The following is an 18,219-nucleotide window of genomic DNA, read 5'->3' on the forward strand; positions in this document are numbered from 1 at the left end:
CTTTCCATTCTGAATATTCTGTATTTGCCAATTTCAGCTGGGAGACAAACAGGAAACAGGATCTGCTGATTTAATCAGCAGACCCGTAAATGATGCGGGTTAGCATTCCGTAATATTAATTGCCAGCCCGCCACGGGAGGTTTCTTTGTATTTATCCAGCATATCCTTGCCGGTATCCCGCATGGTGGCGATGACCTTATCCAGCGAAACGAAATGCTGACCATCCCCGCGCAGCGCCATACTGGCGGCATTAATGGCTTTGACCGACGCCATCGCATTGCGCTCAATACAGGGAATTTGTACCAATCCGGCCACCGGATCACAGGTTAAACCCAGGTTATGTTCCATGCCGATTTCCGCGGCGTTTTCTACCTGATCCGGCGTACCACCCAGCACCGCCGCCAACCCGGCGGCCGCCATCGCACAGGCTGAACCGACCTCGCCCTGACAACCGACTTCCGCCCCGGAAATCGAGGCATTGAGTTTGCACAGCATGCCGATCGCGGCGGCTGTCAGCAAAAATTCGCGGACTTTCGCCGTCGCAGCCTGGGTACTGAATTGCGGACAGAACTGCATGTAGTAATGCAATACGGCCGGAATGATCCCGGCAGCGCCATTGGTCGGCGCGGTCACTACCCGCCCGCCAGCGGCATTTTCTTCATTGACGGCCAGCGCATACAGGTTCACCCACTCCATTGCATTCCAGCCGGGTGAACCGAGCTGTTTTAGCAGGCTTTCATGTAGCTTTGCCGCCCGCCGCCGGACATTCAATCCTCCCGGCAGAATTCCCTGCTGCTGGATGCCGCGTTGCACACAATGCTGCATGGTGTGCCAGATCTGCTCTATACCGGTGTTAATCTCCGCGTCACTGCGCCATACCCGCTCATTCGCCAGCATCAATTCGGCGATCGATAACTGATGCTGATGGCAAAGTGCAATCAGCCCGGCGGCCGAGGTAAACGGATAAGGTACACCGGCCGCATCTGCGGCAACCGCGTTGTCCTGCTCGTCGTCATCGACCACAAACCCGCCACCGACGGAATAGTAGGTTTTGGTCAGCAGGGTTTGTCCCGTGGCATCAAATGCAAACAGCTGCAGGCCATTGGTATGCCGTGGCAGGCATTCCCAGCGCAGGACAACGTCACGGGTTTCATCGAATGCAATAGCATGCTGGCCGGCCAGTGTTAATTCCGCGCCGGCCTGCAGCGCCTGATAACGGGTGTTGATCCAGTCCGGATCCACCGACTCCGGCTGAGCCCCTTCCAGACCCAGCAGCAGCGCCGGAGGCGTGCCGTGGCCTTTGCCGGTCGCAGCCAGTGAGCCGTAGAAAATGACTTGAACCCGCGCGACACGAGTTAATAATCCCGTCTGCTGCAATAACTGACTGAACAGATAACCGGCCTTCATCGGCCCGACCGTATGTGAACTGGACGGACCGATACCGATTTTGAAGAGATCAAACAAACTGATAGTCATTACAGATCCTGCTATTACCTTGAATTCAGAAAAACGCGCTAAAGATAGCGCATATTAAAGAAACAAATAACATTCCAGCAGGAATAATCAGCATAATGCGTTATCAGTCATGCTAATGACGTGAAATTGTTCTGAATGAAAACATTCAAATCACGCGGGAGAATTGCTGCTGACGCGCTTTCTGCCGCAGATAGACATCAAAACACATGCAGATATTGCGGATCAGCAGACGCCCGGTCGCGGTCACCCGCAGACACTGATCTTCCACTTCCACCAGACCGTCATTCACGAACGGCTGCAGCAGCTTCAGATCTTCGGCGAAATACGCCGCAAACGAGATGCCGTAAATGGCCTCAATCTGTTTTGGATCCAGCGTGAAATTGCAGATCAGCTGCTTGATCACGTCACGGCGGATCAGATCGTCCCGCTCCAGCGCACAGCCCTTCCACTGCGCATGACCAAGCTGCGTCACCTGATCGTAATACACCTGCAGCTCTTTCTGATTCTGCGAATAGGCATCGCCCAGCATACTGATGGCCGAGACGCCCAGCCCCAGCAGATCGCAATCACCCTGCGTGGTATAACCCTGGAAATTGCGGTGCAGCACACCTTCCCGCTGCGCCTGAGCCAGCTCATCGTCCGGTTTGGCAAAATGATCCATGCCGATGTAGAGATAGCCCTGCGAGGTCAGGTATTCGATGGTTTCCTGCAACATCGCCAGTTTTTCCGCCGGAGATGGCAGCAACTCTTCCTTGATTTTGTGCTGTCCGGCAAAACGGGCTGGCAGGTGCGCGTAGTTGAACACCGACAGGCGATCGGGTTGTAATTCGGCGATCTGTTCCAGCGTATGGCGGAAGCTTGCCCGCGTTTGCAGCGGTAAGCCGTAAATCAGATCGAGGTTGGTCGAGCGGAAACCGAGTTCTTTCGCCCGGCGGATCATGGCACGGATAAAGTCGTTATCCTGCTCGCGGTTCACCACTTCCTGCACGCGCTTGTCAAAATCCTGCACGCCGAGGCTGATGCGGTTAAAACCGACCTGTTTCAGCAGATCCAGTGTATCCAGCGAGATTTCCCGCGGATCAATCTCGATGCTGAACTCGCCTTCGGCTGCGAACCGGAAATTATTCTTCAGCATGGTCATCAGGCGGGCGATCTGTTCATGCGACAGATAGGTTGGCGTGCCGCCGCCCCAGTGCAGTTGCGTCACGGTGCGTCCGGCAAACAGCTTCGCCTGCTGCTGGATCTCTTTTTCCAGATAGCCCAGATACTCTTCGGCCTTATGCCGCTGCCGCGTCACGATCTTGTTGCAGGCACAGTAGTAGCAAAGCTTGTGACAGAACGGGATATGCACATACAGCGACAGTGGCCGCTGCGGATATTGCTGTGCGGCGCGCACGAACTGCGGGTAATCAAACGACTCGGAAAACTCCAGCGCAGTAGGATAGGACGTATAACGCGGGCCGCTGTAATTGTATTTCTGGATCAGGGCATCATCCCAGATCACATGCTGTGTCGACATGAATGTAAGCAACCTAATTGATTGAATAGAGAGACTTAAAAAGTTAAGTCACACGCATGGTATAGCTATAGCAAAAAATCACGTATCGTGCAGATGGTTATATCCGGTGTACGACGCACACTGACATTCAGATCATCATCACACTTACTATACACAACTTTCTTGCTATAGCCCGCCACAACATCCAACGGTGCTTACCCGACAAACGTGCTTACCCGGCAGAAAACTACAGCAGCCCTTGCCTTCGGTTACGGCAGCAGATTCAACATATGGATGATGGTTTTCATGACACCATCTTCATCGTTGGAACGCGCGATATAATTGGCAACCGCTTTGGTTTCATCAAAGGCATTGCGCATGGCAAAACTATAGGCGCCTTTTTCCATCAGCTCGATGTCGTTCAGACCATCACCAAACACCATGGTTTTCTCCGGGGCGACACCCAGCATAGTCTGCAGTTTTTCTACTGTGGTTCCTTTATGGACACCGGCATCAGCAATATCGATCCAGGCGGCTTCCGACACTACGATATAGGCTTTATCAAAGAATTCGGCCAGATGCGGTTTGGTATCGTGACAACGACCCTGTTCGTCATACACGGTGATTTTGACGAAATCGTCTGTCAGCTCGGCATAATCGCCAACTAACCGCACATTGGTGTAAGACTTTCTGACTTTATTCAGTAAATGCGGAGCAATAGAGCCTTTAACCACAGCACCATTCGGCGTACAGGCGATCACCACATGGTCATCCCGAACTGATTCCAGCGTATTTATAATTTCAAGGCCCAGACTATTTTTAATCAGCGACTGATAGACATATTCGCCCTTGTGTTTGATACGGGTCGCGCTGTCACCCAGGATCCAGAAGTTATGGACATCATCACCAAATAACTCTTCCACGCGTTCACATTGTTTACCAGTACATAAAGCAAACTTAACGCCTTTGGTATGCATAAGCTCTTTTACTTCGGCAAATAAGGGCCGGTTAAAATCACCATGACTATTTAAGAAGGTACCATCCATATCGGTGATAATTAATTTAATCATAACTGTTCCTTTAAAATGCTATTCGTTATACAGAACCAAGCCGCCGGCATCGGTTACCTGCTTTTCCAATTGGGTATTACTGGTTGTATATAAAATCAAATGATCGATATCTTTCGTATCCATGATTTTATACGGTGCGTATTTATCGATTTTATCCTGCGTACATAAGACCGCGATTTCACCGGCGCGATCAATCAGCGTGCGTTTGAATTGCGCATCCTGATAATCGACAGCAGAAAAACCACTTTCACTGCTCCAGGAACAGACCCCGACCAGTGCCAGATCGAATTTGAAAATAGCCAGTTCCTGGATCGCCTTGCTATCGACCGCGCCGCCGATCAGTGGATTTAACTCCCCGCCCAGCACGATCGTTCTGATCCCTGAATGTTCTAATAAACGTGTGGCGATACTGACGCTGTTGGTCACGACCGTCAGGTTTTTATCCCGCGGCAGCAGACCCGCCAGAAGTAAATGCGTGGTGCTGGCATCCAGAAAGATCACCTGATTGTTTTTAATCAGACGCAGTGCCGCAATCGCCAGTGCGTTTTTTTCATCCGAGCTGATGGATTTACGTTCCAGCGGCGTCGCGATGATGGCGGACTGCGCCAACGCACCGCCATGGATGCGTTTGCATAAACTATGGTCAGACAAATAGCGCAGATCCCGGCGAATGGTCGCTTCCGTCGTGTTTAATCGCGCCGCCAGATCCATCGCCAGCACTTTTCCTTCGGCCTGCAATAAATCCAGAATGATTTGCTGACGCTCTTCAGGAGCCAGTTTTTCCACTTTTCATAACCTCAACATCGACATTCAGGTCAGTATAAAGAAATGAACACCAATGAACATTACCCACAAAATGTAACCGGTTACATTTTTAGGTAAAAATAAGTTCCCGCTTACTGTTCTGCAATGATCTCAATCAGATTGCCATCTTGTTTGTTCATCTTCCAGGTCCAGAGAACGATGTGCCCTACTTTCATGCCAACTCCTCAATAGAAATTCGGGGTGATCACACACGCAGTAAAGCGGCTTTGCCTCGCTGCTGCGATTTCTCCATCCGGTTCAGCCTGTTCAGATAAGAAACAGGCGGAATATACATAAATGAACATAAGCGATCAATGCAAATTAACACATTCGTACATTTGTGATTAATGTCACACTCATAGTGCTTGGCACAATAACCCAACCGGGACTATTATTTTTACAAACTGAAACCGGTTTCACCTGTTCATGTATTTTTCAGGGTAGGTATATGTCTGCACAGGGTTTTAACGACACCATCAAGCTAATTGTCGTAGATATGGATGGCACATTTCTGAACGATCAGATGACTTATGACATCGAGCGGTTCAAACGACAATATGCACTGATGAAGGAACGAAACATCAAATTTGTGGTTGCCAGCGGGAATCAGTATTACCAGCTGAAATCCTTTTTTGAACCCTTCCAGGACGAGTTGGCCTATGTCGCCGAAAACGGGGCACTGGTGGTTGACGAGGCCAAGATTATTCATGTGAATGATATCCCCGGCCAGGTTGTGGACGACGTGATTGCCTGTTTACAGCAGCATCCGTCATTAAGACCGATCATCTGTGGTGTTAACAGCGCTTATATCCTGAACGATGCGGATGAGACGCTGTATAACCATGCCTCCCGTTATTATCACCGGCTGAAGAAAATCGGCAGTTATGACGAAATCGATGACGTCATCATTAAATTCGCGTTAACGACGCCTGATGTCAGCTATTTTGAAAATCAGCTGACAACTCAACTCCCCCGCGAAATAACACTGGTCACCAGCGGCCATGACAGCATCGATTTAATTTCCAATAACAGCCATAAAGCGGCCGGAATCGCCAAATTGCTCACCCGCTGGAAAACCAGTTTCGATAAATGCATGGCGTTCGGTGACAGTAATAATGATCTTGAAATGCTGCATAGCGCCAAATACAGCTATGCCATGGCCAATGGCAACGATAACGTGAAGCGAGTCGCGAACTACATCGCACCGGGCAACAATGAACATGGGGTATTGTGTGTCATTGATGAATATTTAAATCATTAGCGCAAAGACCAACCAAATATAAAGATAACTCAGGAGACTACGATGGTTAAAATGGACGATATCGCACAATTAGCGGGTGTTTCAAAAGCCTCTGTCTCCCGGGTTATTAATAACAAACAGGTTTCGCCAGAGATCAGGGAGAAAGTAGAGAAGATCATCAATGAACTGCATTATCAGCCCAACCTGATTGCGCAGTCGTTAACGACCAAAACCACCAATGTCATCGGTCTGATCATTCCGACCAGAAGCAATTACTATATTAATACGTATGATTTTATTACCACCTGCATCGATTTATTGGCGGAACGGGGCAAGGTGGCCATCGTCGTTGAAATGGATGACTCGGAATCTTCGTTTATCGATTCGGTCAATAAACTGATGGTGCATCAGTGCGATGGCATCATCTATTACCACAGCTCCTTTATCAATGTGGATTTCACCAGTGAAAACATCCGGAGTGCGCTGGATCATTTACAGAAACCCATCGCTATTCTGAACAAGAAAGGTGAGCAGCAGACAGAAAAATATTTCTGGTTCGATAATGAAAAAATCGCCGCGCTGGCTACAGAGTTTCTGTTATCGAACGGGCACGAAAAGATCGCCTATCTGTCAGCCCCGCTGTCGGAAGAAACCGCCCGCACCCGGATCACCGGCTTTAAAAACACCATAGCAAAACACGATAAGATCTTCCCGCTCAGCCATTTCTCCGAAGGGACCCGGGATATTGATGGCGGTTATTCCGCCTGCAGAGACTTGCTCCGCAAAACCAAGGATTTCACCGGCTTACTCTGTTTTAACGATGCGATGGCATTAGGCGCGGTGAAATATCTGTCCGAAGTCCATGACATAGCACAAGGCGATATCGCCATCGTGGGCATGGGTGCCGATCCATTGATCAACAAGATCTACCCGTCACTGGTGACCGTCTATACGCCGTTAAGAGAATTGATTGCTAACGCGGTGAGTTATGTTCTGGGGGAAAACAGCGACATTCTGGAAAATGAACTGCCGGGCATGCTGTATATGGATGAACGTCTGCAGAAGGCGAGCCGTAGCCACACGAAATATCCCGTGTGGCTACAGAATTCCTATCAGTCTTCTTTATAGCGGCTGTCAAACTGGCTCGGATCAAAATCGTTGTCGATAAAGCGCTGCAGCAACTCATCCTGATCGCTGCTGCCTTCTTTATCTTCTTCATTCAGACCCAGCAGCTTCAGCAGTTCCTGATGACGCGCCAGTTTCTTGTCCAGCCATTCCTGTTCTTCCTCAGAAACCGGCTGTTCCAGCTCCAGCTTGTCCAGTAACGCGTTCAGACGATCGTCGTTTTCCAGCTTGTCCAGCTCGCGTTCCCATTTGGCAATCTGCTGTTCCGGGGCCACTTCTTTCTTTTCTGGCTTTGGCTCTGCTGGTTTGACTGGTTTCACCGCTTTGACCGGCGCCTCTGCCACCAGCGCGACCGGTTTGCGGGAACCGACACGCGCATCCTTGTTTTTCGCTTCACGCGCCTGTTTCTGTTCTTTGCTTTCCACACTATTACGTGCGCCTGGCTTCAGACCTTTGCGTTTCGCATCTTTTTTCTGATCACGGCCATCCTGAGCAGTAAATACCGGTTTTTTCTTCTTGCTGTCAGGGCGTTTTGCATTCCCAACTGATTTCGCTGGCTTGGTCGCCATGATTTACTCCAAAACTCGACTGGTTATCTGATTGTCTATTCTACATAACAGCATGGATTGCGCGTAGTCACGTTTCAAGTTTCGCTGTTATTCATTCGGGAAAATATCAATAAAACCCGATTAATCGAGTGCAAACCCGATCGCCAGCAACAGATTAAATAACAAACTGCCAATGGCGGTGCGTTTTAACTGTTTATCCAGCAACACCGGATCCTGACTGGTCTCCACGATCCAGGCGGCCCGCAGCAAAGGTATCCATGCCGGCAGACAGAGCAATGGCCAGAGCGAATGCGCCCGCAACGCGATATAAATCAGGGCGGTCAGGCCACCGCCAACCACCAGGAACCAGTGGTAACGTCGCGCCCAGCTGCGTCCTATCCGCACCGCAAATGTCAGTTTGCCGCTGGCAACATCCGTATCCATATCGCGGATATTATTGATATTCAGCACGGCAGTCGCCAGAAAACCACAGCCCGCCGCCGGCAGGATCAGATACGGATCAAATTGCCGGGTAAACAGATAATAGGTTCCCAGTACGCCGAGCAGACCAAAAAACAGAAAAACCGACAGATCACCCAGCCCCCGGTAGCCATACGGTCTGCGGCCGACGGTATAAGTCACGGCCGCTATCAGTGCCAGTCCGCCAAAACCGATAAAGGTCAGGATCGCCGGCCAGTCGCCGGAAAAGGCGGTCCATAACAGACTCAGACCACTCAGAATCGTCAATCCGGCCACCAGCGCCATGGCGCGCTGCATCTGTTCTCTGGTGATCAGACCACTCACCACGGTGCGCTGCGGGCCGACCCGATCTTCATTATCAGCCCCGGAAACGGCATCACCGTAATCATTCGCCAGATTCGACAAAATCTGCAGACCAATCGCAGTCAGCAGACATAATGCGAATACGCTGCCGCGAAACTGATCCGCGCCGGCTGCCAGTCCACTCCCTAAAAACACCGCCGCACAGGCCAGTGGCAACGTCCGCAGACGCGCTGCCTGCATCCAGATTTTCCAACGTGGTTTATTCATCAGACCACTCATTTCCTTTCATCCGACAGTGACTTGGCGTCACAACTGATACAGGTGGGTTTACCCTTGGTGCACTCAGCCCTATACTGATGCGATTCTTCGGGCGGACGCCGCTCCTGCAAAGGGCGTACTATACCGGATGCCAACGCCTTTTGGCAGTTTCCCGCCCCTATCGCGACCGATGGCATCCCGATTTATGCGATGATTCCCATGCTGGCTCAAACTCGTTTACTGGAACAACTCGATTCGCTTCCTGCCGCCGAACAACATGGCTTTGTTCGCCTGCGCACAGCGATGGACGTCACCTCACTGATTGGCTGGTTAAAGGCACAGCCGCTGTTTCCCCGCATTTACTGGCATGCCCGTGAGCGCGACCGGGAGTTTGCCGTACTGGGGGCCATCCGCGAACTGACGGATCCGGCTCAGCTTTCAGCGCTCACCGGTCAGCCCCGCCCGTCCGCCGGCAGCTATCCCCGTTATTACGGCGGCTTGGCTTTTGATTATCAGCAACCGGTCAACGGCGAATGGCAGGACTTCGGACAATGTCGTTTCGTGCTGCCACGCATCGAACTGATCCGGCAGGGCAATCAGACGGAACTGGTCTGTAACCTCTTGTTTGACGGACAGAATACGCAGCAGGAACTGGCCGCAGCGCGCAGCGCGCTGACGCAGTTACAACCGGAAAAAACGTTGCAGAAATATCTGCCGGCCCAGCGCAGCCGCCAGGATATGCCGGACAAGCCCCACTGGCAGCAATGGCTGTCGCAGGTATTGCATCCGGACGCATTAAAAACGATCCCGAAAGTCGTGCTATCCCGCCGTTCTGCGCTGACCTTCAGCGAACCGTTGGAACCCTGGTCACTGCTGGCCAGCTGGCAGAGCGCGACGCCGGCCTGTTTCCATATCGGGTTCCAGTTTTCGCCGGAGAGCTGCTTTATCGCCAGTTCCCCGGAACGACTTTACCGCCGGCAGGATCGGGCGCTGTCCAGCGAGGCGCTGGCCGGCAGCATGCCCCGGACCGGCGAACCGGAACAGGATGCCGAACTGGCGGAGCTGTTACTGCAGGATGGCAAAAACCGTCTCGAAAACCGCTTCGTCCATACCGATATTCTGACCCGCCTGGACGGACTGGCGGATACCGCAGTGGTCTCGGAAGCCCGGATCCTGCCACTACGACATATCCAGCATATCAAACGCGAAATTGAAGCGACGCTGCGGCCGGATACTTCCGACTGGCAGTTACTGAAAAACCTGCATCCGACCCCGGCCGTCGGTGGTAGCCCCCGCCGCAAGGCACTGGCTCAGATCCGGGCGCTGGAACAGCATCAGCGTGGCTGGTATGCCGGCGCCTGTGGCTTCATCAGTGAAGATGTCTCGGAATTTACCGTCGCTATCCGCAGCGGTCTGTGGCATGACAATCAGCTGTATCTGTATACCGGTGCCGGGATCCTGAACGGTTCCGATGCCGACGCCGAATGGCAGGAACTGGATACCAAACTCAACAGCATGCTGGGTGTCTGGCATGACTGAGCCGTGGTCATCGCTGGACAGTCAGAATGCCTTGTGGAGTGCCTTGCTGATTGAAGAGCTGACCCGGCTGGGCGTACAGGATATCTGTATTGCCCCAGGCTCCCGTTCTGCCCCGCTGACACTGGCCGCCGCCGCCCATCCCCGGCTCCGTACCCATCTGCATTTTGACGAACGCGGTCTGGGCTTTCTGGCGCTGGGGCTGGCGCAGGGCCATCAGCGTCCGGTCGCCCTGATTGTCACTTCCGGCAGTGCCGTCGCCAATCTGCTGCCGGCGGTGGTGGAAGCCCGGCAATCCGGTATTCCGTTATGGCTACTGACCGCCGATCGTCCGGCCGAGCTGATTGCCTGCGGCGCCAATCAGGCCATCGAACAGTCACAGATCTTTGCCGGTTATCCGGTACATCAGCTGCAGCTCCCGGTACCGGACAACGGCATCGCGCCTTCCTGGTTACTGGCCGCCCTTGATCAGGCCGCCTTTCAGCAGCAACAGATCCCCGGCCCGGTACAGGTGAATTGCCCGTTCCGGGAACCCTTGTACCCGGTAGCCGGACAGCAACTGCCACCCGATGCCCTGCGCGGACTGGACACCTGGCTCGGCAGCACGCAACCCTGGACACAGTATCAGGCGATGCAGCCGGTCTGTCCGGCCAGCCCGCTATGGCCACAGGTACGCCAGAGCAAAGGCATTATTGTGGCCGGCCGGCTATCTCGCCGTGAAGATGCGGCCGCCGTGCTCCAGCTGGCACAACAAACTGGCTGGCCACTGCTGGCCGATATCCAGTCACAACTGCGGTTTCATCCGCAGGCTGTGACCTATGCTGATCTGGCACTACATCACCCGCAATTCAGGAAAGAACTGGCCCAGGCAGAGACGCTGCTGCTGTTTGGCGGTCGTCTGGTGTCAAAACGCCTGCAGACCTTTCTGAACGACCATCCCTGGCAGCACTGCTGGCAAATTGACAGCCGTTCAGAACGGCTGGATAACGGTCTGTCCGTACAGCAACGCTTCGTCGTCTCACCGGAATCCTGGTGCCGGACGCATCACTGTGAACCGCAGCGCATCCCGTGGTTGCCGTTACAGACCTGGGAGCAGAAACTGGCCGGGCTGATTGCAAGCAACCTGCCGGACTGGGGCGAGATCACGCTGTGTCATCAGCTGAACCGTCAGTTGCAGGGCATCCTGTTTGCCGGTAACAGCATGCCGATCCGGCTGCTGGATATGCTGGGAAGCGCAGGCGTTCACCCCGCGCATGTCTATACCAACCGCGGCGCCTCCGGCATTGATGGCCTGATCGCCACGGCCGCCGGCGTTGCCAAAGCGCATCCGGAGCAGGCGACGACCTTGCTGCTCGGGGATACCTCGGCACTGTTTGATCTGAACAGCCTGGCCTTGCTGCGCACCCTGACCACGCCGTTTGTATTAATCATTATTAACAACGATGGCGGCAATATTTTTCATCTGCTGCCGGTGCCGGAACAGAATCGGATCCGCGAACAGTATTATCAATTACCACACGGGCTCAAGTTCCGGGCCGGTGCGGAACAGTTCGAACTGGCTTATGCCGCGCCGACTGATGCGCCGACCTTCCATCAGGCCTATCAGACAGCCCTGACGCAGCCGCGGGCCACTGTGCTGGAATGTCGGGTTGCAACCGGTGAAGCGGCCGACTGGCTGAAAAATTTCGCCCTGCAGGTGCGGAGCCTGCCAGCGTGAGCAAACCGGTTCTCGTGTTGTTACATGGCTTTCTCGGTGCCGCCAGCGACTGGCAGGAACTGCAAACGAACTTACCTGACGTCCACTGTGTTGCCTTGGATCTGCCCGGTCATGGCGCGTCAGCAGACATGCCGTTACACCGCATGGCCGATTTTCCGGCATGGCTGCACCAGCAGTTAACCTGCCGGAACATCCGCCACTATCATCTGCTGGGCTATTCACTGGGCGGGCGACTGGCGCTGCAGTTTGCGGTAACCCGACCAGAGGGCCTGCAAAGCCTGATCCTGGAAAATGCCCATCCCGGCCTTGATTCGCCAACCGCGCGCGCCAACCGGGCACAGGCCGATGCCCGCTGGGCAAAACGCTTTTACCGGGAAAAGCTGACTGAGGTGCTGGCCGATTGGTATCAGCAGCCGGTCTTTCATGACTTAAGCCCGCATGAACGCGCACAACTGATTATTGCCCGCAGCCACAACCAGCCGCGTGCACTGGCCAGCATGCTCTGCCGCTGTTCCCTCGCCAGACAGGCCAGCTATCAGGACTGGATCAAAACCACCTCGCTGCCGATGCTGTATCTTTGCGGTGAACAGGATCTGAAATTCCGAACGGTCGGAGAACAACTGGCCGCGACAAATCCGCAGTTACACGTAACCTGTCTGGCCGGTGGTCATAATCTGCACCGGGCCAATCCCGATTCCATGGCTGTTGCCCTCCGGCAGTGGCTGAATGCCTTCACTTTTTGATGAGAGAAAAATATGCAACTTCACGATGACGACGCCCGCTGGTACGCCCCCATCGAATGGCAGGATTGCAGTGCCGGTTATCAGGATATCCGCTATCACAAATCCGCAGAAGGTATTGCCAAAATCACCATCAACCGGCCACAGGTGCGCAATGCGTTCCGTCCGCTGACCGTGATCGAAATGATGAAAGCGCTGCAGGATGCCCGCTTCGATGCCGGCGTCGGCGTGATCATCCTGACCGGTGAAGGCGATCTGGCGTTCTGCTCCGGCGGCGACCAGAAAGTGCGCGGTGATTACGGTGGATACAAGGATGACGAAGGCACCCACCACCTGAACGTGCTCGACTTCCAGCGCCAGATCCGTACCTGCCCGAAACCGGTCGTGGCGATGGTCGCCGGTTATGCGATCGGTGGTGGCCACGTGCTGCATATGCTGTGCGATCTGACCATCGCCGCGGAAAATGCCCGCTTCGGCCAGACCGGTCCGAAAGTCGGCTCCTTCGACGGCGGCTGGGGCGCCTCCTATATGGCGCGTTTGGTGGGTCAGAAAAAAGCCCGCGAAATCTGGTTCCTCTGCCGTCAGTATGACGCCAAGGAAGCGCTGGATATGGGGCTGGTCAACACCGTTGTTCCACTGGCCGATCTGGAAAAAGAAACCGTACGCTGGTGCCGTGAAATCCTGCAGCACAGCCCGATGGCGATCCGTTGCCTGAAAGCAGCACTGAACGCCGACTGTGATGGTCAGGCCGGCCTGCAGGAGCTGGCCGGTAATGCCACCATGCTGTTCTACATGACTGAAGAAGGTCAGGAAGGCCGCAACGCCTTTAACGAAAAACGGGAACCCGACTTCAGCAAATTCCCGCGTAACCCATAAGCGACAGATGATAACCCGGTGCCGATCCCGGCACCGGGATTCTGGTATAAGATGATAGAAGACTCGTTTTATCGCGGATAAGGACAGCCCATCATGGATATCACTCTGTACCGCTATCAACTGCCCCTCACCCAGCCCATGACCTTCCACGATCAGACGATCGCACAGCGTGAGGGCCTGTTACTGCACTGGGGAAGCAGCTGGAGTGAAATAGCTCCGTTACCCGGCTTCTCCCGCGAAACACTGGAGCAGGCGCAGCAGGAAACTATTGCCTTTCTGACCGCATTCAAACAGGGCAAGACCATTCCGGTTACGTATCCTTCGGTCCAGTTTGGTCTGGATTGTGCCCGTCGCAGCTGGCCGATACTGAAACATACGCCGCTGCCACCCTACCTGCTGCTGCAGGGATCCCCGGACGATATTATCTGGAGCTGGAAAGAGTGGCTGTATGACTACCCCTCCCGGGTGAAACTGAAAGTGGCCCGTTATCCGATGCGGGATGAACTGGCCATGATCCGGGAGTTGATACGCCTGGCACCGAAAACCAGATTTATCCTTGATGCCAACCAGCAATGGACCCGGGAAGAAGCTTGGACATTTATGGCACAGCTGGATCCGTCACATATTGAATATGTTGAGGATCCCTGCCCCAGCTATGCCGATATCCGCTCCGTCGCCACGCATACCGGGGTCGGTGTCGCCCTGGATGAGATCCTGTGTTGTGAAGGGCACTGGGACTTTTTCCCACAGCTTAAAGCCTTGATTCTGAAGCCCATGCTGATCGGTTCTCTGGAAAAATGTCACGATCTGGTGGTCAAGGCCAAAGCCAATAACGTGAAGGTAATAATTTCATCCAGTCACGAATCACAGCTTGGTAACCGCCTGCTGGCCTTGCTGGCTGCGGAATGGTCACCGGAGCAGGCACCGGGGCTGGATACATTGCGTTATTTCACCGATACCGTTCTCGATGACAAGCAACAGATCGATATCAAGAAATTACAGGTCGTATGGAAGAGTTAACCTGTCCAATCCGGTGGCGGGCACAACAAAATCCAGCCTCGCCGGCATTATGGGATGCCGGCGTGACCCTCAGCTACCAGCAACTGGATGCCCGTCTGAATGCGTTGCAGCAGCAACTGCAACAAGCTGGCATCCGGGCCGGTGAGCATCTTTTTATCTGCAGTAAAAACAGCGCCGAGCTGGTCATGCTGCTCTGGGTCTGCTGGCGCGAACAAATCGTCTGCTGCCCCGTGAATCCGGCATTTCCGCTGGCACGACAGCAGGCATTGCTGCAGCAGGTTCATGCCACCCATTGCTGGCCCTCGCCCGGATTGCAGTTTGATTTTTCACAGGAAATGCCTGCGACCAAGGCGTGCCGGCTGGATGAGGATCAGCTCAGCAATCTGATTTTTACCTCCGGCAGCAGCGGCTCGCCCAAAATCGTCGCTCACCGCCTAGGGAATCATCTGGCCAATGCTCGCGGCAGTCTCGTTCCAATCGGCGAGAATGACGGCTGGCTATTATCCCTGCCACTGTTTCATGTGGGCGGATTGGCCATCCTGTTTCGCTGTTTTCTCGCCGGCGCCTGTGTGGTGTTACCCGATCCTGCCTGTGCACTGCCGGAGCTGCTGCAAAAGGCCCCTGTCACTCACCTGTCACTGGTACCAACGCAGCTTTACCGTCTGCTGCAACAACCTGATTTTCACTTCTCGGCCACCCGGGTAAAGCATCTGCTGCTGGGCGGCGCCCCGCTGCCGGAGAGCCTGATCGCCGCCTGTCGCGAACAGCAGCTACGGCCCTGGGTCAGCTATGGCTTATCCGAAATGGCCTCGCAGGTGTGTACGGCCGCTGCCGGGCAACCGGGTCTGGTTGGTAAGGCCTTGTCCGGCCGGGAAGTCACAATCAAGCACCACGAGATTTGCGTCCGGGGACAAACCCTGTTTGCCGGCTATTACCAGCCGGATGGTTCGCTGTTACTTCCTCTGGATGACGAAGGCTGGTTTCATACCGGCGATGCCGGCTACTGGCAGGACGACGCGCTGGTGATCAACGGGCGTATCGACAACCAGTTCATCAGCGGCGGCGAAAACATCCAGCCGGAACAGATCGAACAGCAATTGCTGCAACATCCGGCGGTCGCGCAGGCCGTGGTGGTGCCAGTCCCGGATGCGGAATGGGGCATGCGTAGCGTCTGTTTTATCGACTGGCAACACTCCGCCATTGCATTCAGCGAACTGACCGACTGGCTACGCCAATACCTTCCCGCCTACATGCTGCCCAAGCAATGGCTGCCGTGGCCACAACTGCCTGCCGGACAACTGAAAATACAACGCGCGGAATTTAAACGACTGGCGGCATCCGGGAAAGCCTCCTGACCATCCCGGACAGAACTACTCGATGGGTTCGTCAATCCACTCCACCCGGTACAGCTCATGCCGCCGGTCGTTGTAATTACGAACTCCGCCTTCATAACGAAGCTGCTTCAATTTCTCCAGCTCCAGATCGGTGATCAGCAGCATTTCCGTATTCGGGGTACTCTCCGACAAGATAGAATCATGCGGAAAACAAAAATCAGACGGCGTAAAAACGGCAGACTGCGCATACTGAATATTCACGTTATCCAAGCGGGGCAAATTACCGACACTGCCACTGATAGCCACATAGCATTCATTTTCAATCGCACGCGCCTGAGCGCAATACCGAACCCGCAGATAGCCATTTTTCGTTTCTGTCCAGAACGGAATAAACAGGATCTGCAGGCCTTGATCCATCAGCAGACGGCCCAGCTCCGGAAACTCACAGTCGTAACAGATCAGAATGCCTACCTTGCCGGCATCGGTATTAAAGATCCGGAGTTTGTTCCCCCCTTTCATATTCCACAGGCGGCGTTCGGTCGGCGTGATATGTAATTTGTACTGACAATCCTGAGTACCGTCACGGCGGAACAGATAAGCAACGTTATACATTTCGCCTTCTTCCAGCTGCGGCAGACTCCCGGCAATAATATTGATGTTGTAATGCACCGCCATCCGTGCAATTTCTTCGCAAAGCGGCGCGGTGTATTCGGATGCCAGCAAGCGCATCGCTTCGGCAGTCGGTGTATCCAATGGGAATTGCCCCATCAGCGGCACATTGAACAGCTCCGGCAATACCGCAAAATCCGCTTTATAGTCCGCCAACGCATCAATGAAATATTCCACCTGATGCACCAGTTCCTCCAAGGATTCCACCCGGCGCATTTGCCATTGAATCGTGCCAATACGGACATTGCTCTTCTTGCCGCCGACCAGCGGACGTGGCCGGGCCTGATAATCATGATTTTCCCAATACAGCAGGGTGGCATAACCGGAAGAGTCCTTGTCCTCTGGCAAATAACCCTCCAGTAATCCCTGCACCTCAAAATCATTTGAAAGCTGGAAGCTCAAGACCGGATCGTAAAACTCTTTTGCCTTTACCTTTTCAATATATTCCTCCGGGGACATGCTATCCATATGGTCGTGATAGCCGGGAATACGCCCCCCCGCAATGATGGCCTTGAGATTGAACTTGCGACACAACTCCTTGCGGGCATCATACAACCGCCGCCCCAGCCGCATACTCCGATATTCCGGCTTGATAAAGACATCGACACCATAAAGGACATCCCCTTGAGGATCATGCGTCGACAGGGTGCAATTGTCGGTAATTTCAGAATAAGTGTGCTGGTTACCAAAAGTCTGATAATCGACAATCATCGCCAGCGCTGCGGCGACCACTTTGCCATTATCTTCAATACAGAGCTGTCCTTCGGGAAAGCGGGCAATCTGCTGGCGGTATTTGGTCTTGGTCAGCCGGAACAGCCCGCCCAGTCCGCCATAAACTTCCTGCCATACGGCTTTGATATCGTCGAAATCCTGAGGTCTGAGCTGACGTAAACGCAACTTATGTGATGCTTCGGGAATAACCGTGTCCTGGATATCAGTCATAAGAATGCCTTCCTTAATTCAGAACAAGAAGAGTTGTGCACGGATGACATGCCTCTGAATAACAAGAGAAAACGATACACCCTCTCCCTGAATCAATGGACCGGGAACGCCAAATCGCAACCCCGGATAAAAAAGATACCAGTAAAAAGTGTAGTTCATATGGCGTGACAGAAGGCGAAAGCGGTTAACTACGGCTCCTGCCCATAAACAAAAAGCCCAACGGTCAAACCGTCAGGCTTTTGATTTTCTTGAATTAGTGGGGTTGGCCTGTAAGCCCGCAAGCCAACTCCAGTTTAAGAAATGACTTAACGGAAGTTGTTGAAAAATAGAGAGTGATTAAAAATCATACTCTGGCTTGTTCCCCAAAGTGTTGCACAGTTTGTATCACAGTTCCAATCTCGGCCCCAGAAATTCACAGCCACGCCCCACAACCTTTAACCATCGTCCAACAGCAAGATCTCAAAGCGAAGCCTCAGCGGTGCTGAGTGAGCGAGCTAGTGCATACCAAATAGAATCATAAAAAAAATTAAAACCCCAAACGGATCCGCATCACTCTATCTGGCTGCTGGTGAGATAGCAGACT

Annotated in this window: 15 protein-coding genes; 8 read left to right on the forward strand and 7 right to left on the reverse strand. The window is 53.6% G+C overall.

Annotated elements, in window-relative coordinates; all coding sequences use genetic code 11:
• Positions 1–99: 99 nt before the first annotated feature.
• The 4 genes from HNR75_RS01735 to HNR75_RS01750 form a co-directional block, all read right to left on the reverse strand.
• Positions 100–1,476 carry an L-serine ammonia-lyase gene (locus tag HNR75_RS01735; protein WP_188025280.1) on the reverse strand — a complete coding sequence of 459 codons (1,377 nt, stop codon included), beginning with the start codon at positions 1,474–1,476 and terminating at the stop codon, positions 100–102.
• A gap of 145 nt (positions 1,477–1,621) precedes the next feature.
• Positions 1,622–2,995, reverse strand: coding sequence for an oxygen-independent coproporphyrinogen III oxidase (gene hemN, locus HNR75_RS01740; protein WP_188025281.1), 1,374 nt, complete (start codon positions 2,993–2,995; stop codon positions 1,622–1,624).
• A 248-nt stretch (positions 2,996–3,243) separates the two neighbouring features.
• The gene (locus HNR75_RS01745) at positions 3,244–4,044 is read right to left on the reverse strand and encodes a Cof-type HAD-IIB family hydrolase (RefSeq protein ID WP_188025282.1); all 801 of its coding nucleotides are present in this window, start codon (positions 4,042–4,044) and stop codon (positions 3,244–3,246) included.
• A gap of 18 nt (positions 4,045–4,062) precedes the next feature.
• The gene (locus HNR75_RS01750; RefSeq protein WP_188025283.1) at positions 4,063–4,830 is read right to left on the reverse strand and encodes a DeoR family transcriptional regulator; all 768 of its coding nucleotides are present in this window, start codon (positions 4,828–4,830) and stop codon (positions 4,063–4,065) included.
• Between the two features lie 466 nt (positions 4,831–5,296).
• Between HNR75_RS01750 and HNR75_RS01755 the strand changes: the two genes are divergently transcribed.
• Together HNR75_RS01755 and HNR75_RS01760 are read left to right on the forward strand one after the other, a co-directional pair.
• Positions 5,297–6,109 (forward strand): Cof-type HAD-IIB family hydrolase, encoded by an 813-nt coding sequence (locus HNR75_RS01755; protein ID WP_188025284.1) that lies wholly within the window; start codon positions 5,297–5,299, stop codon positions 6,107–6,109.
• Positions 6,110–6,151: 42 nt separating this feature from the next.
• Positions 6,152–7,216 (forward strand): LacI family DNA-binding transcriptional regulator, encoded by a 1,065-nt coding sequence (locus tag HNR75_RS01760; protein WP_188025285.1) that lies wholly within the window; start codon positions 6,152–6,154, stop codon positions 7,214–7,216.
• On the opposite strand, the gene yihI is transcribed toward HNR75_RS01760, so the two are convergent.
• Both yihI and HNR75_RS01770 read right to left on the reverse strand, forming a co-directional pair.
• Positions 7,201–7,782, reverse strand: a complete 582-nt coding sequence (gene yihI, locus HNR75_RS01765; RefSeq protein ID WP_188025286.1) for a Der GTPase-activating protein YihI — start codon at positions 7,780–7,782, stop codon at positions 7,201–7,203. The genes HNR75_RS01760 and yihI overlap by 16 nt on opposite strands.
• 120 nt (positions 7,783–7,902) lie before the next feature.
• Positions 7,903–8,811: a 1,4-dihydroxy-2-naphthoate polyprenyltransferase gene (locus HNR75_RS01770; RefSeq protein ID WP_246358679.1), complete on the reverse strand. Its 909-nt coding sequence runs from the start codon at positions 8,809–8,811 to the stop codon at positions 7,903–7,905.
• A gap of 210 nt (positions 8,812–9,021) precedes the next feature.
• Between HNR75_RS01770 and HNR75_RS01775 the strand changes: the two genes are divergently transcribed.
• The 6 genes from HNR75_RS01775 (at position 9,022) to menE (ending at position 16,046) form a co-directional block, all read left to right on the forward strand.
• Positions 9,022–10,341, forward strand: coding sequence for an isochorismate synthase (locus HNR75_RS01775; RefSeq protein ID WP_188025288.1), 1,320 nt, complete (start codon positions 9,022–9,024; stop codon positions 10,339–10,341).
• The gene (menD, locus tag HNR75_RS01780; protein WP_188025289.1) at positions 10,334–12,055 is read left to right on the forward strand and encodes a 2-succinyl-5-enolpyruvyl-6-hydroxy-3-cyclohexene-1-carboxylic-acid synthase; all 1,722 of its coding nucleotides are present in this window, start codon (positions 10,334–10,336) and stop codon (positions 12,053–12,055) included. The genes HNR75_RS01775 and menD overlap by 8 nt, the downstream gene beginning before the upstream one ends.
• Positions 12,052–12,798: a 2-succinyl-6-hydroxy-2,4-cyclohexadiene-1-carboxylate synthase gene (menH, locus tag HNR75_RS01785; RefSeq protein WP_188025291.1), complete on the forward strand. Its 747-nt coding sequence runs from the start codon at positions 12,052–12,054 to the stop codon at positions 12,796–12,798. Before menD ends, menH begins: the two co-directional genes overlap by 4 nt.
• A 12-nt stretch (positions 12,799–12,810) precedes the next feature.
• Entirely contained in the window at positions 12,811–13,671 is an 861-nt protein-coding gene (gene menB, locus HNR75_RS01790) for a 1,4-dihydroxy-2-naphthoyl-CoA synthase (protein ID WP_188025292.1), read from the forward strand.
• Positions 13,672–13,764: 93 nt separating this feature from the next.
• A complete protein-coding gene (gene menC, locus HNR75_RS01795) occupies positions 13,765–14,691 on the forward strand; it encodes an o-succinylbenzoate synthase (protein WP_188025293.1) in 927 nt (308 codons plus the stop codon).
• Positions 14,679–16,046: an o-succinylbenzoate--CoA ligase gene (gene menE / locus HNR75_RS01800; protein ID WP_188025294.1), complete on the forward strand. Its 1,368-nt coding sequence runs from the start codon at positions 14,679–14,681 to the stop codon at positions 16,044–16,046. Before menC ends, menE begins: the two co-directional genes overlap by 13 nt.
• A 15-nt stretch (positions 16,047–16,061) precedes the next feature.
• Here the strand turns inward: menE and HNR75_RS01805 are convergent, their stop codons facing one another.
• Positions 16,062–17,636: a bifunctional GNAT family N-acetyltransferase/carbon-nitrogen hydrolase family protein gene (locus HNR75_RS01805; protein WP_188025295.1), complete on the reverse strand. Its 1,575-nt coding sequence runs from the start codon at positions 17,634–17,636 to the stop codon at positions 16,062–16,064.
• Positions 17,637–18,219 lie beyond the last annotated feature (583 nt).

Source organism: Tolumonas osonensis (assembly GCF_014202415.1).
Lineage (GTDB): Bacteria > Pseudomonadota > Gammaproteobacteria > Enterobacterales > Aeromonadaceae > Tolumonas > Tolumonas osonensis.

What these genes read in the sequence shown, in the direction of transcription:
- HNR75_RS01735 (WP_188025280.1), bottom strand. Translation starts at nt 1,476, where the DNA reads ATGACTATCAGTTTGTTTGATCTCTTCAAAATCGGTATCGGTCCGTCC.
- hemN (WP_188025281.1), bottom strand. Translation starts at nt 2,995, where the DNA reads ATGTCGACACAGCATGTGATCTGGGATGATGCCCTGATCCAGAAATAC.
- HNR75_RS01745 (WP_188025282.1), bottom strand. Translation starts at nt 4,044, where the DNA reads ATGATTAAATTAATTATCACCGATATGGATGGTACCTTCTTAAATAGT.
- HNR75_RS01755 (WP_188025284.1), top strand. Translation starts at nt 5,297, where the DNA reads ATGTCTGCACAGGGTTTTAACGACACCATCAAGCTAATTGTCGTAGAT.
- HNR75_RS01760 (WP_188025285.1), top strand. Translation starts at nt 6,152, where the DNA reads ATGGTTAAAATGGACGATATCGCACAATTAGCGGGTGTTTCAAAAGCC.
- yihI (WP_188025286.1), bottom strand. Translation starts at nt 7,782, where the DNA reads ATGGCGACCAAGCCAGCGAAATCAGTTGGGAATGCAAAACGCCCTGAC.
- HNR75_RS01770 (WP_246358679.1), bottom strand. Translation starts at nt 8,811, where the DNA reads ATGAATAAACCACGTTGGAAAATCTGGATGCAGGCAGCGCGTCTGCGG.
- HNR75_RS01775 (WP_188025288.1), top strand. Translation starts at nt 9,022, where the DNA reads ATGCTGGCTCAAACTCGTTTACTGGAACAACTCGATTCGCTTCCTGCC.
- menD (WP_188025289.1), top strand. Translation starts at nt 10,334, where the DNA reads ATGACTGAGCCGTGGTCATCGCTGGACAGTCAGAATGCCTTGTGGAGT.
- menB (WP_188025292.1), top strand. Translation starts at nt 12,811, where the DNA reads ATGCAACTTCACGATGACGACGCCCGCTGGTACGCCCCCATCGAATGG.
- menC (WP_188025293.1), top strand. Translation starts at nt 13,765, where the DNA reads ATGGATATCACTCTGTACCGCTATCAACTGCCCCTCACCCAGCCCATG.
- menE (WP_188025294.1), top strand. Translation starts at nt 14,679, where the DNA reads ATGGAAGAGTTAACCTGTCCAATCCGGTGGCGGGCACAACAAAATCCA.
- HNR75_RS01805 (WP_188025295.1), bottom strand. Translation starts at nt 17,636, where the DNA reads ATGACTGATATCCAGGACACGGTTATTCCCGAAGCATCACATAAGTTG.